Source organism: Amycolatopsis camponoti, from assembly GCF_902497555.1.
GTDB classification, from domain to species: Bacteria; Actinomycetota; Actinomycetes; order Mycobacteriales; family Pseudonocardiaceae; genus Amycolatopsis; species Amycolatopsis camponoti.
The window spans coordinates 774946-789977 of sequence record NZ_CABVGP010000003.1; the positions used below are offsets into that span (position 1 = coordinate 774946).

Genomic DNA, 15032 nt, shown 5'->3' on the forward strand with positions numbered 1-15032 from the left:
TTTCGCAGGTAGAGGGCCGTCCCGGAGCTTCGGGGCGGCCCTCTTCGTGTTCGCCTCCGGCATACTCGCTTGACGGAGTGAGTGCTCACTCCGCACACTGGTCGCATGACACCAGCACCCGAAACCCGGCGGCGAGCGCCGGGCATGAGCGTCGAAGCCCGGCGCGCCATGATCGTGCACGCGGTGCTGCCCCTGCTGATGGAGCACGGCACCGGCGTCACGACCAGCCAGATCGCCCGAGCCGCCGGCATCGGCGAGGGCACCATCTTCCGCGCGTTCAAGGACAAGGACGAGCTGTTCGACGCCTGCACCGCCGAGGCGCTGCGGCCCGACCACGTGCTCGACGCGATCGCCGAGATCCCCATCGAGCAGCCGCTCGAAGAGCGCCTCGTCGAGGCCGCCGACGCGCTCGGCGCGCACCTCGAGCGGATGGGCGCGCTGATGGGGGCGCTGCACGCGTCCGGCCGGCACAAGCACCGCGACCCCGAACAGCGCCTCAAGGAGCGCCGCGGCACGTGGAAGGGCGGCCGCAGCGAGTCGATGGCCGCCATGCGCGGCGCGATCACCGAACTGTTCGAACCCGACAAAGACCGGCTGCGGCTCACGCCCGAGCAGCTGGCCGCGCTGTTCCTGACCCTGTTGTTCGGCGGCCGACGAATGGCACCGGTCGACGACCCCGCCACCACGCGCCAGGTGGTCGACGTCTTCCTGCACGGCGCCGTGGAGGCCAAATGATCCCGGGCGGTGGGGGCGGCATGGAGTTCATGCTGGCTCGGCGAGGAAGACGGCGGCATGCGTCGACGGTCCCGGAAAGCGGGCTCACCGGGCCGGTCGAGATCCCCGAGCCCAAGCCGGAAGACCAGCCGAAGGACCTTCGCTCGCGGCTCAAGCGCGCGAAGACGTCCGTGGCGGGCACGGTCCGCGGCCTGCCGAAGGTCGTGCGGCTGACGTGGCAGGCCAGCCCGGTCCTGACGATCCTCCTGGCGCTGATCACCCTGCTCTCGGGCCTCCTGCCGACGGTGACCGCGTACATCGCGAAGCTGCTTCTCGACTCCGTCGTCGCGGCGATCCAGCACCGCGGCACGACGGCCGACATCGTCAACGTCGCGCTGTTCCAGTTCGGCGTGCTCGCCGCGACCGCGATCAGCAGCGCCATGACGTCGATCGCGCAGTCGCTGCTGCAGGAGCGCATGACGCTGACCATCCGCCACCAGGTGATGGCCCACGCGAGCGAGCTGCACCTCGCGTACTTCGAGGGCTCGACGTCGTACGACATGCTGCGCCAGGCCGCCCAGGAGGCGCCGACGCGGCCACTGTCGATGATGAACTCCGCGCTGGGGCTCGTCCGCACGTTGATCACGTTCGGCAGCATGATCGCGCTGCTGGTGGCCGTGAGCCCGCTCTTGGCGCTGGTCGCCCTGCTGGCGCCGATCCCGGCGTTCATCTCGCAGTCGAAGTACGGCTCGCGCGCGTTCTGGCTGACGTTCCTGATGTCGCCGATCAAGCGACGGATGGACTATCTGTCTTCGCTGGTCACGACGGACACGTACGCCAAGGAGACGAAGCTGTTCGGGCTCGGCCCGTACTTCGTCGACCGGTTCCGCCGGCTCGGCCTCGTGTCGTACGAGCGGCAGCGGAAGCTGACGATCAACCGCAACCTCAGCTCGACGTCCTGGGGCCTGCTGAGCACGCTCGCGGGTTCGGCGATCGCGCTGTACATCGCGCTGAAGGCGGTCGGCGGGGAGCTGACGCTCGGCGACCTGGCGCTGTACACGGCCGCGGCGACGTCCGTGCAGGCGTCGGTGTCCGGGCTGTTCACGGCGTTTTCGGGGATGTACGAGAACAACCTGTACCTCGACACGCTGTACCGCTTCCTGGACACGAAGCCGGAGATCACGGCTCCCTCGTCTCCGCGCGCTTTCCCGTCTGTCGTGGACGGTCACATCGAGTTCGATTCGGTGACGTTCGCGTACCCGGGCGCGGACGAGCCGGCCCTGGACAACGTCAGCTTCGAGATCCGCCCGGGCGAGACGGTGGCGGTGGTGGGCCGCAACGGCGCAGGCAAGTCGACGCTGTTCAAGCTGTTGTGCCGGCTCTACGACCCGACCGCCGGCCGGATCCTCTTGGACGGCGTGGACATCCGCGAGTACGACCCGGTGGAACTGCGAACCCGGATCAGCGCGATGTTCCAGGACTACGTGACGTATCAGGGAACGGCGGCGGAGAACATCGGCCTCGGCGACCTGACCCGGCTGGAGGACCGTCCCCACATCGAGAACTCGGCCCGCCGAGCGGGCGCGGACGAGCGCATCGAGCGGCTGCCCTCCGGCTACGACAGCCCACTGGGCCGCTGGTTCGACCAGGGCGTCAGCCTGTCGGGCGGCGAGTGGCAGAAGATCGCGCTGGCCCGCGCGTTCCAGCGTGAGGCGCCACTGTTGATCCTGGACGAGCCGACGTCGGCGTTGGACGCGCAGGCGGAGCACGACCTGTTCTCGCGGCTGCGGGAGCTGTCCGAGGGGCGGACGACGCTGTACATCTCGCACCGGTTCTCGACGGTGCGGCAGGCGGAGCGGATCCTGCTGCTGGACCACGGAAAGGTGGCGGAGTACGGAACGCACGAGGAGCTGATGGCGGCGAAGGCCGGGTACGCGGAGCTGTTCACGCTTCAGGCGCAGGCGTACTTGGACGAGGTGCCGAGCTGAGCGACCGGGGGCGCCGGATGATCTCTTCGGGGATCTCGGTGCCCCCGCGCAGCTCGACGTTGCGGAGGTTGAGCCACGGCATCGACGCCTCGCGGTCGTCGATCACGACGGCCGTCGTGTCGAGCAAGCAGTCAGTAAGCCAGATCGCCCGCTCGCTCTCGGACAGGAATTGCAGGTCGAGCCGGCACCGGATGAACCGAACATCCTCGAAGCTCAGCCGAGCGAAGGCGCCACTGCCGGACCAGTTGCCCAGCAAGCCGAAATCGAGCGCGGCATCGCTGAATTCGGCCTGCTCGAATCGAACCACAGCGTGCTCGATGGACAAGGCGGAGAAGTCCAGCGAGCCGACCGGGAATCGGCAACGGTAGAAGTCGACCGGCGCGCGGGCGTCCCACCCGGAGCAGATCAGCTGCTGGCCGCCGAACTCGGCACCGACGAACTCGGCACCGCCGTTGAACCACGCGTAGGTGATGGACGTCCGGACGGCGGAGAACTGCGCGCCGTGGCAGCTGAGCAGCCCCTCGAAGCGCGTGTGGTCGAAGGACGTCAGCTCACCGGTGAAGGTGGCCCGGTCGAAGACGACGACCCGGCCGGGGAAGCGCAGGCCGGAGAAGTCGGCGTTCTCGAACACGATCCCGGTGAAGTCGAAGTCGACCGGCAGCCACCACTCGAAGCCCGCGAGCCGATCCCGGATCATCCGGAGGATGGCCTGCCGGACCTCGGTCTCGCCGGGTGTCATGACCTCGGGCTGGAGGCGCAGGTAACCGCAGAGGACGTCCACGCAGACCTGGCGCTTGTCGACCCAGTCGTCGGCGAGGCCGGCGAGGGCGTAGACGCCGGTCAGCCGAACAGCCGGGCTCTCGTGGGCGAGCTGCTCGGCGGCGGTGCCCAGTCGTTCGTTGAAGCTCTGCACGGTCTCGCGATCAGCCTTGTCGACGGCGAGGTCGTGTTCCTTCTCAGTGACCCGCTGCTTGCGGTAGTTGACGGCGAGCAGCACCACACCACCGAACCCGGCGACGACGGAGAGGGCGATCTTGAGCAGGTCGAGCAGCTGGTCGACCCCGAACACCCCGGCGGCCGGCAGCTTCGGCCAGCCGAGGAACCACAGCAGTCCCCCGGTGGTCCCGCCGGCGACAACGATCGCGACGACCAGCCAAGCGAGGACGGACACCAGGATCGAGCCCCGCCCGGCGAGGTCCGGCATCCGCAGCCAGGAGACCCTCAGCCGGTCCGGCGACACCCGCCGCCCGACGACCAGGCCGACCGCGGCGAGCACGACGATCGCGATCAGGAGCCAGCGGAGCCAGTCGGACACGAAGGGTGAGACTAGCCGCTGGTCATCGGGCGCGGGAGCAAATCGGACAGGTCGTTCGTTGTCCAGGTATGGCTGTCGCGTTCCTGCTTTACGTCTTCGCCGAGATCGCCGCGATCTGGGCGGTGGGTTCGGCCGTCGGCGTGCTCGGCACGCTGGGCCTCCTCCTGGCCGGCGCGTTCATCGGTTCTTGGCTGGCCCGCCGCGAGGGCGCCAAGGCGATGCGGGCGTTCATGTCCGCCGCCCGGGCCGGGCAGCCGGCGGAGAAGGAACTGACCGACGGGATGCTGGTCGCGCTCGGCGGAGTGTTGATCCTGGTCCCGGGGTTCGTGAGTGACGTGCTGGGGTTGCTGCTGATGCTGCCGCCGTCGCGCGCGGTGGCTCGGAAGCTGTGGCTTCGCCGGATGGAGAAGCGGGCTGTGCGGTTCGCCAACCAGCGCCGGGGGCCGGTGATGGTGGTGGACAGCGAGGTCGTACCTCCTCAGGAACCGCGGCGCGACCAGCCGACGGTGATCGAAGGCCGAGTCGTCGAGAACTGATCACGAGTGAATCTCACGATGGAACGTGAGGTACTTGTCGTCGACGAAGTGCCGGCCGTCCATCCGAAGCTTTCCGACACTCATTCCGTTATATTGCAAGGAATGATCGGGCTGAACCAGGATTGCCCCCAGATCAAACAGGGAGTGGCAATTCGGACATAGACAAAGAACGTTCTCGGGCACATCGGGGCCAGCCTGAATACCACCAAGAGCACGAATGTGCGCCCCTTGCGAAAATCCCTGACCCTTAACGACCAACCTGATACCACACATCTGACACGTGTCGTCGTGGACCTGCTTGACGAAGTCGGAAACTTCGGGCGAGCGCACGATTGGCCTGGTTACCGCTTTTCGGCGAGCGGGCTTACTTTTACCCGCCGGCTTCATCGAATGCTTCTCGACAGGTGAAAGTTCAATGACCATGTCCGGGTAATTGATATCCACCCGGGAGCCATACTTGACCATGAGGAAGCGACACATCTTGAAGCCGTCGCCACCGACTTCGTAGTACGAATCCTTCACCAGGAATAATCCGTCGTACCGGTAGTCCTTGTCTGGCCCGAACTCCGCCTCGGAGCCCCTCACAACTCGGACAGGTGTCTGATGTACCCGGCTCGCCACGAGCGCAGCGTTTCCCGGGTCGTTGAAGGTCTGGTGATCGACCTGCTTGCGGTTTTTCCGGCCGCCGTGGCCGGTGTACAAGATCCATTCGCCGCCGTCGACATCCTCATACCCGCCGGAAAGCACGATCGACGCTGCACACGTCCGCGCGACGCCGACGATGCCTGCCTGCAGAGCCAAGTGCACGCCGCGGTCGTACGCCTCACGTCGGCTCGAGAAGGTGGTTCCTTCCGGGACACCGGGGACGGCACCCCAGACCCGACCAGGCTCCAAGAAGATCTCCGGCACGCTGCCGACATCAGGACCGCTCATGGATCCACCCTAAAGGTGGACACCGACAGTTTGGTGTCACCAACGTGCGACAGCTAGTCCCCGGTCGGTTTGGGGATGTCGAAGTAGCTGGAGAAGCGGACCGCCGGGGCGTACTCGCCCTTCACCTTCACTCGCCCAGTCACGAACATCGCCGCCACCGCGGCGTTGCCCGTTGCCATCTTGATGAAGTCGTCCACGGACAGGGTGATCGTCGTGTCTGGAGTCCGCGACAAGTCCGTTGAAGAAACGCACAAGCCGTCCTCGATCACCGTTTGGAAGCGGTCGTAGCCGTCCTCGCCGGTGCCGTCGGAAAAGCGCCAGGAAACCACGAAATCGACGTGGCGTGCTCGTTCCGGCAAGAAGTGCTCGGACATTCGGCGGAATATCTCGTCCAGGAACACCGCGCGCAACTCGGAGTGCGCCGCGATCGCCTTCAGCTGGTCGCGTGAGGCTCGTCCGACCACGTCCACCAGCACGTCCGTCGACAGGGAGCTCAGCTCGATACCCGCACCCGCGGAGCCCAGCATGTGCAGGGTTTCCAGGACCTGGATGAACTGCTCGGGCGTCAGGTTGGCGATGACCAGCTTCTCCGCGAACGCGTTGACCGCGTGACCGCCACGAACACCGCTGCGGGGCCGGGAAAGGCGCCATTTCGCTTTTCGGGGCACAGCGACGGACTATACGGGGTGCGGGAGATCGAAGTATCCGATCAGCCCGGCCGCGAAGGCCAAATCACCCTTGACCTTGATTCTTCCCGTGACGAACAACACCGCCGGCGTCGCCTGGTGGGTGATCAGGCGGAAGAAGTCGGCCGGGGCGATCGTGATCGTGACCCGGGGTGCTGAGCGCATGTCGCGGCTCACCGTGCACGAGCCGTGCGAAATCACCGTCTCGTAGCGGTCGTAGCCGCCTTCGCCGATGCCGCCCGACAGGCGCCAGTGGACCACCGCGTGCAGGTCGCGGGCCCTCTCGGGCCGGATGTGCGCGCCCATGCGGGCGAAGATCTCGTCCAGTACCCGCTCGCGCAGGGGACGTTCCGCTACGACACTCTCGAGCTGCGCGCGGGATGCCGAGGACACCAGTGCCGCGAAGCGCGCCGGGTCGACCTTGCTCAGGTCGAACGCCGGGGCGCGCTCCGCCAGGCGAAGCAGTGCGTTCAGGAGTCTTCGGAAGTCGTCCTTGCCGAGGTCGCGCGGGTCGACCGCGTCGGCGAGGGCGTTGACGTCGAGGGCGTGCGCCTCGGGGCCGAGCGGGTCGAGGCGCTCCAGCGCGTTCAGCAGCGCCGCCCCACGGAGCTCCGCGACCTGATCTGCGCTGGTCATCCCGGCGTTGTCGGCCATGGTCACTCCCTCTCAAGTTACTCACACGTAGGCTACCCGCCAGTAGGTAGGCGGGCAAGCGTGCCGAAATCACCCTCCCGGGGCAACGCCCGGTACCGTCTCCGGGCAGCAACAGGGAGGTCCAGCGTGTCAGAGGATGATCAGCGTCCGCCCGAGCGGGCCCGGCGGCTTCCGCGCGCCGTGCGCGAGCGGCAGATCCTGGACGCGGCCGTCCAGGTGTTCTCGCGCCACGGCTACCACGCGGCCTCGATGGACGAGATCTCCGACGTCGCCGGCGTCTCGAAGCCGATGATCTACACCTACCTCGGGTCCAAGGAGGACCTGTTCGGTGCGTGCATCCGCCGCGAGGCGACGCGGCTGCTCGAGGCCATCCAGGCCGGCGTGCAGCCCGACCTGCCGCCGGACATGCAGCTCTGGCACGGCCTGCGCTCGTTCTACCGCTTCGTCTCGGAGTACCGCGAGTCGTGGACGGTGCTGCACCGCCAGGCACTGACCGTCGGTGGCGCGTTCGCCGCGGAGATCACCGACATGCGGGCGCGCGCGATCCAGCTGGTCGCGGCGCTCGTCGTGTCCGCGGGCACCCGCAAGGGCGTCGGCGAGCAGGCCGAGTTCTCCGGCGAAGGCCTGTCCGCGGCCCTGGTCGGGGCGGCCGAGTCGCTGGCCGACTGGGCCCTCGACCACCCCGACATCTCCGACGGCGTGCTCGCGTCGTGGCTGATGAACCTCGTCTGGCTCGGCTTCAACGACCTCATCGAGGGCGAGGTCTGGAAGCCGTCAGAGTGAGGTGATCGTGCCCTCCAGGTGCGGCTTCGCCTTGCTCCACAGCTCGAACGCCCAGCCGTCGCCGTCCGCCCACGTCGTGAAGCCCGCCTTGGCCGGGAGCAGCACCGGCTGCTTGAAGCGGACGTCCACCGTGAACGCCGACGGCAGCCGGCCCTCGAACGCCGCCAGCGCGTGGGCCTTCGTCCACATCCCGTGGGCGATCGCGCGCGGGAAGCCGAACAGGCGAGCCGTCAGCGGGTGCAGGTGGATCGGGTTGCGGTCACCCGAAACCTCGGCGTAGCGGCGGCCGATGTCGCCCGGCACTCGCCAGATCGCGTCCGGCGTCGGCGGCGCCAGCTGCTCGCGGCGGGCGGAAGCGCCGGACGCGCCCGAGCGACGCAGGTACGTGCTCACGTCGACCCACACCAGATCGTCGCCGGCCCATGCTTCGCTGACGACGTCGAACTGACGGCCTTTCTCGTGCGGGCGCAGGTTCTCCGCGCGCACCCGGATCGTCAGTGGCTCGCCCAGGCGCAACGCGCGGCGCTGGGTGATCCGGTTCGCCACGTGCACCATGCCGAGCAGCGGGAACGGAAAGCCCGACTCGGTCATCAGCGCCATCTGCAGCGGGAACGCCAGCATGTGCGGATAGGTCGCCGGCAGCTCGTCGCTCAGCCGGAACCCGCAGACCGTGTTGTACGCGGCAAGGTGCGCCGGGTCGACGACGACGCCTGTGCGCACCAGCTCCGTGTCGGGCAGCGAAGATCCCGTTTTGCGAAAACCGAGCAGGGCCTTCGGGTACAGCGTCGCCAGGCTCGGCGTGCTGTCGAGTTCGCGGATCGCCACCTCACGCCCCCAGCAGGGCTTGGCCGCAGACGCGGACCACGTTGCCGTTCACGGCGGCCGACGCCGGGTTCGCGTACCAGGCGATCGTCTCGGCGACGTCGACCGGCAGGCCGCCCTGGCCGAGGCTCGACAGCCGGCGGCCGGCCTCGCGGATGAACAGCGGGACCGCCGCGGTCATCTTGGTCTCGATGAACCCGGGCGCGACGGCGTTGATCGTACCGCCGTACGCCGCGAGCTGCGGCGCGCCGACGTTCACCATGCCGATGACGCCCGCCTTCGACGTCGCGTAGTTCGCCTGGCCGACGTTGCCGGCGATGCCCGCGATCGACGAGACGCCGATGATGCGGCCGTTCTCGTTCAGCACGCGATCGCCGAGCAGCTTGTCGTTCACCGCGAGCTGCGACGCCAGGTTCACCGCGATCACGGAGTCCCACGCGCTCTCGCTCATGTTGCCGAGCGTCTTGTCGCGCGTGATGCCCGCGTTGTGCACGACGACGTCGACACCGCCGTGACGCTCCTTCAGGTACTCCGCGAGCTTCGCGGGCGCGCTCGGCGAAGTGATGTCGAGCTGCAGTGACGACCCGCCGATCTTGTTCGCCACCTTCGACAGGTCGGCGCCCTGAGCGGGGATGTCGAGCGCGACGACGTGCGCGCCGTCGCGGGCCAGCACCTCGGCGATCGCCGCGCCGATGCCGCGGGACGCGCCCGTGACCAGCGCGACCTTGCCGTCGAGGGGCTTCTCCCAGTTCGCGGGCGCGACAGCCGTCTTGCCTTCGGCGCCGATCCGGATCACCTGCGCGTCGACGAACGCCGACTTCGCGGACAGCAGGAAGCGCAGCGTCGACTCCGTAGCCTCTTCGGCCCCTTCGGCGACGTACACGAGCTGAGCCGTCGCGCCGCGCTTCAGCTCTTTGCCGACGGAGCGCACGAAGCCTTCGAGAGCGCGCTGAGCGATCCGCTCGCGGCCCTCGACCTGCTCCGGCGGCGTGCCCAGGACGACGACCCGGCCGGACGGCCCGACGCTGCGGATCACCGGGTGGAAGAAGTCGTAGACCTCGCGCAGGCGCGAAGGGTCGGTGACGCCGGTGGCGTCGAAGACGAGCGCCGCGTGCCGGTCACCCGCCGACGTGACGACGTCGATGCCCGCGTCGGCCAGTTGATCCTTAAGGGTCTTTTCCAGCCGGCTACCAGGCGCGGCGCCGAGAAGTGCGGGACCCTCGAGGGCGGGTTGCCCGGGCTTGTACCGGCGCAGCGTGGCGGGGTTGGGCAAGCCGAGCTTCGGCACCACGAACTTCCCCAACGGGGTTTTCGTGAACTGCTGGTACCTGTCAGCCATCGATTGCCTCCCGTGCAGTCTGCGTCACGTCGCAGTCTAACCTACTCGCTAGTAGGTTACAGTGTGAGAGACACGACCGAGAGGTGGAGACATGCCCCCCAGGCAGAAGCAACCGAAGCAGGCGCCCTCCGTGCGCAAGGTCGCCATCATCGGGGGCAACCGGATCCCCTTCGCGCGGTCGAACGGCCCGTACGCGAAGGCGTCGAACCAGGACATGTTCACCGCCGCGCTCGACGGTCTGGTCAGCCGGTTCTCGCTGCAGGGCGAGGTGATCGGCGAGGTCGCCGCCGGCGCCGTGCTCAAGCACTCGAAGGACTTCAACCTGGCCCGCGAGAGCGTGCTCGGCAGCAAGCTGTCGCCCGCGACGCCCGCGTCCGACGTCCAGATGGCGTGCGGCACCGGCCTCCAGGCGATCATCAACGTCGCGAACAAGATCGCGCTCGGCCAGATCGACTCGGCCATCGCCGGCGGCGTCGACACCACGAGCGACGCGCCGCTGGCCGTCAACGAGGACCTGCGGCAGATCCTCATCCAGCTCAACTCCGCCAAGACGCTCGGCGACCGGCTCAAGCTCGTCGCGAAGATCCGGCCCGGGCACATCGTCCCGGCGATCCCGCGCAACGAAGAGCCGCGGACCGGCTTGTCGATGGGCGAGCACGCCGCGCTCACCGCGAAGATCTGGGAGATCACCCGCGAGGCGCAGGACGAGCTGGCCGCGGCCAGCCACCAGCACCTCGCCGCCGCGTACGACCGCGGGTTCTTCGACGACCTCGTGACGCCGTTCCTCAAGCTCGCGCGCGACCAGAACCTGCGCGCGGACTCGACCGCGGAGAAGCTCGCCAAGCTCAAGCCGGCCTTCGGCGGCCCCGGCGGCACGATGACCGCGGGCAACTCGACGCCGCTGACCGACGGCGCGTCGACCGTCCTGCTCGCCACCGACGAGTGGGCGAAGGCGCACCAGTTGCCGGTGCTGGCGTACCTGACGTTCTCGCAGACCGCCGCTGTCGACTACGTCCACGGTGAAGAGGGCTTGCTGATGGCGCCCGCGTACGCCGTGCCGCGGATGCTCACGCGCGCCGGGCTTTCGTTGCAGGACTTCGACTTCTACGAGATCCACGAGGCGTTCGCGTCGCAGGTGCTGGCCACGCTCAAGGCGTGGGAGGACCCGGCGTTCGCCAAGGAGAAGCTGGACCTGGACGCGCCGCTCGGCGCGATCGACCGGGCGAAGCTGAACGTCAACGGCTCGTCGCTGGCGGCCGGGCACCCGTTCGCCGCGACCGGCGGCCGGATCGTCGCGACGCTGGCGAAGCTGCTGCACGAGAAGGGGTCCGGCCGCGGCCTGATCTCGATCTGCGCGGCCGGCGGCCAGGGCGTCACCGCGATCCTCGAGAAGTAGCGCACGAAAAAGGGCCGCCCCTCGCTCGCGGGGGCGGCCCTTTTCGCGTTCTAGTTGGGGAGCGCCTTCTGGGCGCGCTTCGCGAGCTTGTTCGCGCGCTTCTCGGCCTTGCGGCTCAGCTTCCCGGCCGCGACGCCGACGTCCTTCGCGGCGTGACGCGCGCGCCAAGCCGCCGACGGCTTCCCGTGCGTGTCGCTGACCGCGAGGAGCAGGCCACCGGCCAGGCTCGCGTTCTTGAAGAACTGGATCTGCTGCTGCTGGCGCTCGCCCGGGTCCTTGATGGTCCAGAAGCTGTGCGCGGCGAGCGTCGTCGGCACCAGGCTGCCGAGCAGGAGCCCGGCCGCGAGCCGCGGGGCCCTCCCGGTGGCGAGCGCGAGACCGGCGCCGATCTTCACCCCGGCGTCGATGCGGACGAGCGTCACCGGGTCGCGCGGAACCTGCTCCGGGACGACGTCACCGACCTTGTCGAACGCGCCCTTGAGGAACGGCTCCGCCGCCTTCGCGTGCCCCTCGGCGTGCCTCAGCGCATTGATCCCGCCGCTCACGAATATCGCTGCCAGCAGGGGACGTGCCAGTCGACGGAGTATCACGGTCGTTGCCTTCCTCGTACGGGCCGCTGCCTGGTCGAACCTACTCGCTGAGTGCCCGCTCGTCCCGCCGTCGAACCCTCATCGGTGTTTCTGCGCGAATCTCGCGGTATTGCTAGAGAGCACTAGAAAGCTTTAGCGGTTGACCTTGACGTGACGTCAACTTCTATCGTCGACGGCATGGAGTGGTCGATCCAGGACATCGTCCGCTCGGCCGGGACGACGAGCCGGACGCTGCGCCACTACGGCGCGGTCGGCCTGCTCGAGCCCAGCCGCGTCGGCAGCAACGGCTACCGCTACTACGACGAGCAGGCGCTCGTCCGGCTGCAGCGGATCCTGCTGCTGCGCGAACTCGGCCTCGGGCTGCCGGCGATCGCGGAGGTCCTGGACGGGCAACGCGACCGCGTCGCGGCGCTCGAGACCCACCTGGAGCTGCTCGAACAGGAGCAGCGGCGGATCGGACGGCAGATCGATTCGGTCCGGACGACGCTACGGAAACTGAAGGGAGGTGAACGACTGATGGCAGAAGAAGTCTTCGACGGCTTCGACCACACCCGCTACGAAAAGGAGGTCACCGAGCGCTGGGGCGCATCGGCGTACCGGACGAGCGACGAGTGGTGGCGCTCACTGTCGGCCGAGGAGAAGAAGGCCCACCAGCTGGAGCAGCGGGACATCGCCGCCGCGTTCGGATCGGCCCACGCGGCCGGGCTCACGGCGGACTCCGACGAGGTCCAGGCGATCACGCGCCGGCTGCACGCGTGGCTGAAGCCGGCTGTGTCGTCGGTGTCCGCGGGGTACTTCGCGGGCCTGGGCCGGCTGTACGTCGACGATCCGCGTTACGGGTTCGAGGGTGCGGGCGCGGAATTCGTCCGCGACGCGATGAAGATCTACGCGGAACGGAACCTGAGCGACTAGCGCGACGTCGTAGTGCGCGCTGGGGGTAGGGACGAGCAGGGCTGCAGACCTGTTCGTCTCTATGTAGCGGCTTCGGACTTCCGGACGACGATGGCCGGCATGTCGAGGTCTTCGCGCATGCGATTACGCAGTCGTTCCAGAATGACCCCGTACTCGACGAGCACCGGGTTGTAGTGTCGGCTCTTTCGCGGCTCCTCGGCGCCAGCGAGGTCTCGCAGCGCGCGGAGCTGCCTGAATGCCAGCTTCGCGACCTTGACCACCTCGTCTGGCGCAAGCAACTCGACCTGCTCCCGCACGGCGTAGATCTTGCCGACACGGAACGCTTCGCGGGAGGCCACCAATCGGGATTCCGCCGCCTCATCGGTCTCTGAAACCTCACGGATGCCCTCACTGGCAGCGTGGAGCGCCGCCAGATAATCGCCGTAAATGACGCGGCGAAGCTCAACTCGCTTGGCATGCTGCTCTCGCCGCCATCGCCGCCGCTCGGTCCACCAGGTGATGAACGCGCCGAGGAACGTGCCCAGCAGTCCGACTATCGGAGTGATCCAGCTCACGCTGGAACTGTAGACGGGCGGGCCAGTACGGCCATCCGGTCGAACCTCGGCGACACGCCTAGGCGTCTATGGCGGAATATCGGGCTCGCGCTAGATACGTCGATAACTTGGCAGAGTGGACCCCATCCGCAACCCCTTCGCGCCGGGCGCCGGGCAGCGGCCGCCTGAGCTGGCCGGGCGCGAGCGTGAGCTCAAGGCGTTCGAAGTGGTGCTGGAGCGGGTTGCGCGGGGGAGACCCGAACGCAGTCTCGTGCTCACCGGGCTGCGTGGGGTCGGGAAGACCGTGCTCCTCGGGGAGCTGCGGGCGATGGCCGTGCGGCACAAGTGGGGTGCCGGGAAGATCGAAGCGCGGCCGGACGCCGAGCTGCGGCGGCCGCTGTCCGCCGCGCTGCACCGGGCCATCCGGGACCTCGCCGTGCGGCACCGGGCGCCGGACCGGGTCGAGGAGGTGCTCGGCGTGCTCAAGGCGTTCGCGCTGCGGGCCAACAAAGCCGACGCGAAGCTGCGAGACCGCTGGCAGCCGGGCATCGACGTGCCCGCCGCGCAGGGCCGCGCGGACTCCGGGGACATCGAGATCGACCTCGTCGAGCTGTTCACCGACGTCGCCGAGCTGGCCGCGGACGTCGGGACCGGCGTCGCGGTGTTCATCGACGAGATCCAGGACCTGCAGCCCGACGACGTCTCCGCGTTGTGCGCGGCCTGCCACGAGCTCTCGCAGTCCGGCGCGCCGCTCGTCGTCGTCGGTGCCGGGCTGCCGCACGTGCCCGCCGTGCTCTCGGCGTCCAAGTCCTACTCCGAACGTCTTTTCCGCTACGCGCGCATCGACCGGCTCGACCGCGAAGACGCCGACTTCGCGGTGATGGCGCCGATCGAACGCGAGGACGCCGGCATCGAGCCGGAAGCGCTCGACGCCCTCTTCGACGCCTCGGGCGGCTACCCGTACTTCATCCAGGCCTACGGCAAGGCGGCCTGGGACGCGGCGCCGTCCGACCCGATCACGGTCAAGGACGTCCAGGTCGCGGCGCCCGAGGCGGAGTCCGAGCTGGCCGTCGGCTTCTTCGGTTCGCGCTACGAACGCGCGACGCCCGCCGAGCGGGAGTACCTGCAGGCGATGGCCGAGCTGACCCAGGGACGCGACGAGCCCGCCGGCACCGCCGACGTCGCCGTGTTCCTCGGACGGAAGCCGTCCTCGCTGTCGCCGGCCCGCGACAGCCTGATGAAGAAGGGCCTCGTCTACTCCGCCGAGCGGGGTCAGATCGCCTTCACCGTGCCGCACTTCGGCCACTACCTGCTCGGCCGCGACTGACCTGGGCTTTTCCGGCTGTCTCGCGCTCTATGAGCGTCCCTAAGTGAGTATGTGAAAATCACTATATTTTCCTAGAGAGTTCTAGCGGGTTGCCTCACGGTGACCGCGGCCACCCCCGATCCCTCCGGTCGATACCCAGATTTGCCGATGATTCATCGGCTAGTGTGCCAAGTCACCGGACATTCGTTGGAATCCTTGTGAAAAAAGGTGCATACTAGAGGCACAAGCCACCAAGACCCTCCGAAGGGGATGCAGAAACCGATGAACAACATCGCCGCCAAGCTCCGTGCTCGTCGCGCCGAGGCTCGCACTCGCCGGTCGCTGAACCGCGCGATCGACACCGCCGCGACCGCGACGGTCCGTCAGGAGCTCATCGCGATCGCGCAGGCTCGCTCGGGCTACATGCGCTGAACCCCCTCTTCACCCCTCGGCGGTCACCCATTCGAGTGACCTATGCCACAAAGGGCTGAAGATGTAACGCCGCCCCAAGGGGCGTCGATACCC

The 15032-nt window shown here is 68.3% G+C and carries 16 protein-coding genes; 8 read left to right on the forward strand and 8 right to left on the reverse strand.

The genetic code is table 11. The annotated features are described in order from the left end of the window. Positions 1-144 precede the first annotated feature (144 nt). Together AA23TX_RS40120 and AA23TX_RS40125 are read left to right on the forward strand one after the other, a co-directional pair. Positions 145-735, forward strand: coding sequence for a TetR/AcrR family transcriptional regulator (locus AA23TX_RS40120; RefSeq protein WP_155549380.1), 591 nt, complete (start codon positions 145-147; stop codon positions 733-735). Between the two features lie 20 nt (positions 736-755). Continuing rightward, positions 756-2702: an ABC transporter ATP-binding protein gene (locus AA23TX_RS40125; RefSeq protein WP_155549381.1), complete on the forward strand. Its 1947-nt coding sequence runs from the start codon at positions 756-758 to the stop codon at positions 2700-2702. Here the strand turns inward: AA23TX_RS40125 and AA23TX_RS40130 are convergent. Further along, the gene (locus AA23TX_RS40130) at positions 2659-4017 is read right to left on the reverse strand and encodes a hypothetical protein (protein WP_155548178.1); all 1359 of its coding nucleotides are present in this window, start codon (positions 4015-4017) and stop codon (positions 2659-2661) included. The two genes, AA23TX_RS40125 and AA23TX_RS40130, sit on opposite strands and share 44 nt — an antisense overlap. A gap of 68 nt (positions 4018-4085) precedes the next feature. Here AA23TX_RS40130 and AA23TX_RS40135 point away from each other — a divergent pair, with 68 nt between their 5' ends. Further along, positions 4086-4553, forward strand: coding sequence for an FxsA family protein (locus AA23TX_RS40135; RefSeq protein WP_155548179.1), 468 nt, complete (start codon positions 4086-4088; stop codon positions 4551-4553). Here AA23TX_RS40135 and AA23TX_RS40140 read toward each other — a convergent pair whose 3' ends face one another. From AA23TX_RS40140 to AA23TX_RS40150, 3 genes are all read right to left on the reverse strand, one after another. After that, complete coding sequence (locus tag AA23TX_RS40140) at positions 4554-5486, reverse strand: YDG/SRA domain-containing protein (RefSeq protein ID WP_155548180.1); 933 nt, start codon at positions 5484-5486, stop codon at positions 4554-4556. It lies immediately after the preceding gene. Positions 5487-5539: 53 nt separating this feature from the next. Continuing rightward, a complete protein-coding gene (locus AA23TX_RS40145) occupies positions 5540-6070 on the reverse strand; it encodes an SCP2 sterol-binding domain-containing protein (RefSeq protein ID WP_155549382.1) in 531 nt (176 codons plus the stop codon). Positions 6071-6163: 93 nt separating this feature from the next. Beyond that, entirely contained in the window at positions 6164-6826 is a 663-nt protein-coding gene (locus tag AA23TX_RS40150) for an SCP2 sterol-binding domain-containing protein (protein WP_196425802.1), read from the reverse strand. A 126-nt stretch (positions 6827-6952) separates the two neighbouring features. Here AA23TX_RS40150 and AA23TX_RS40155 point away from each other — a divergent pair, with 126 nt between their 5' ends. Beyond that, a complete protein-coding gene (locus AA23TX_RS40155) occupies positions 6953-7609 on the forward strand; it encodes a TetR/AcrR family transcriptional regulator (RefSeq protein WP_155548182.1) in 657 nt (218 codons plus the stop codon). Here AA23TX_RS40155 and AA23TX_RS40160 read toward each other — a convergent pair. Further along, complete coding sequence (locus AA23TX_RS40160) at positions 7601-8434, reverse strand: MaoC family dehydratase (protein ID WP_155548183.1); 834 nt, start codon at positions 8432-8434, stop codon at positions 7601-7603. The two genes, AA23TX_RS40155 and AA23TX_RS40160, sit on opposite strands and share 9 nt — an antisense overlap. Position 8435: 1 nt before the next feature. Continuing rightward, positions 8436-9770, reverse strand: a complete 1335-nt coding sequence (locus tag AA23TX_RS40165) for a 3-oxoacyl-ACP reductase (RefSeq protein ID WP_155548184.1) — start codon at positions 9768-9770, stop codon at positions 8436-8438. Positions 9771-9861: 91 nt separating this feature from the next. Between AA23TX_RS40165 and AA23TX_RS40170 the strand changes: the two genes are divergently transcribed. Further along, a complete protein-coding gene (locus AA23TX_RS40170; RefSeq protein WP_155548185.1) occupies positions 9862-11166 on the forward strand; it encodes an acetyl-CoA C-acetyltransferase in 1305 nt (434 codons plus the stop codon). Between the two features lie 50 nt (positions 11167-11216). Here the strand turns inward: AA23TX_RS40170 and AA23TX_RS40175 are convergent, their stop codons facing one another. Then, positions 11217-11756, reverse strand: coding sequence for a DoxX family protein (locus AA23TX_RS40175; protein ID WP_155548186.1), 540 nt, complete (start codon positions 11754-11756; stop codon positions 11217-11219). Between the two features lie 177 nt (positions 11757-11933). Here AA23TX_RS40175 and AA23TX_RS40180 point away from each other — a divergent pair, with 177 nt between their 5' ends. Then, entirely contained in the window at positions 11934-12668 is a 735-nt protein-coding gene (locus AA23TX_RS40180; RefSeq protein ID WP_155548187.1) for a MerR family transcriptional regulator, read from the forward strand. A gap of 59 nt (positions 12669-12727) precedes the next feature. Here the strand turns inward: AA23TX_RS40180 and AA23TX_RS40185 are convergent, their stop codons facing one another. Further along, complete coding sequence (locus tag AA23TX_RS40185; RefSeq protein ID WP_155548188.1) at positions 12728-13222, reverse strand: hypothetical protein; 495 nt, start codon at positions 13220-13222, stop codon at positions 12728-12730. A 115-nt stretch (positions 13223-13337) separates the two neighbouring features. Here AA23TX_RS40185 and AA23TX_RS40190 point away from each other — a divergent pair, with 115 nt between their 5' ends. Together AA23TX_RS40190 and AA23TX_RS49820 are read left to right on the forward strand one after the other, a co-directional pair. Further along, on the forward strand, positions 13338-14528 hold the full coding sequence (locus AA23TX_RS40190) for an ATP-binding protein (protein WP_155548189.1): 1191 nt from the start codon (positions 13338-13340) through the stop codon (positions 14526-14528). A 261-nt stretch (positions 14529-14789) separates the two neighbouring features. Further along, positions 14790-14939, forward strand: a complete 150-nt coding sequence (locus AA23TX_RS49820) for a hypothetical protein (protein ID WP_196425803.1) — start codon at positions 14790-14792, stop codon at positions 14937-14939. The last annotated feature ends 93 nt before the right edge of the window (positions 14940-15032 follow it).

Bases quoted from the DNA above. Each gene is read 5' to 3' on its own strand.
- AA23TX_RS40120 (WP_155549380.1), top strand. From the start codon at position 145: ATGAGCGTCGAAGCCCGGCGCGCCATGATCGTGCACGCGGTGCTGCCC.
- AA23TX_RS40125 (WP_155549381.1), top strand. From the start codon at position 756: ATGGAGTTCATGCTGGCTCGGCGAGGAAGACGGCGGCATGCGTCGACG.
- AA23TX_RS40135 (WP_155548179.1), top strand. From the start codon at position 4,086: ATGGCTGTCGCGTTCCTGCTTTACGTCTTCGCCGAGATCGCCGCGATC.
- AA23TX_RS40140 (WP_155548180.1), bottom strand. From the start codon at position 5,486: ATGAGCGGTCCTGATGTCGGCAGCGTGCCGGAGATCTTCTTGGAGCCT.
- AA23TX_RS40150 (WP_196425802.1), bottom strand. From the start codon at position 6,826: ATGGCCGACAACGCCGGGATGACCAGCGCAGATCAGGTCGCGGAGCTC.
- AA23TX_RS40165 (WP_155548184.1), bottom strand. From the start codon at position 9,770: ATGGCTGACAGGTACCAGCAGTTCACGAAAACCCCGTTGGGGAAGTTC.
- AA23TX_RS40170 (WP_155548185.1), top strand. From the start codon at position 9,862: ATGCCCCCCAGGCAGAAGCAACCGAAGCAGGCGCCCTCCGTGCGCAAG.
- AA23TX_RS40180 (WP_155548187.1), top strand. From the start codon at position 11,934: ATGGAGTGGTCGATCCAGGACATCGTCCGCTCGGCCGGGACGACGAGC.
- AA23TX_RS49820 (WP_196425803.1), top strand. From the start codon at position 14,790: ATGAACAACATCGCCGCCAAGCTCCGTGCTCGTCGCGCCGAGGCTCGC.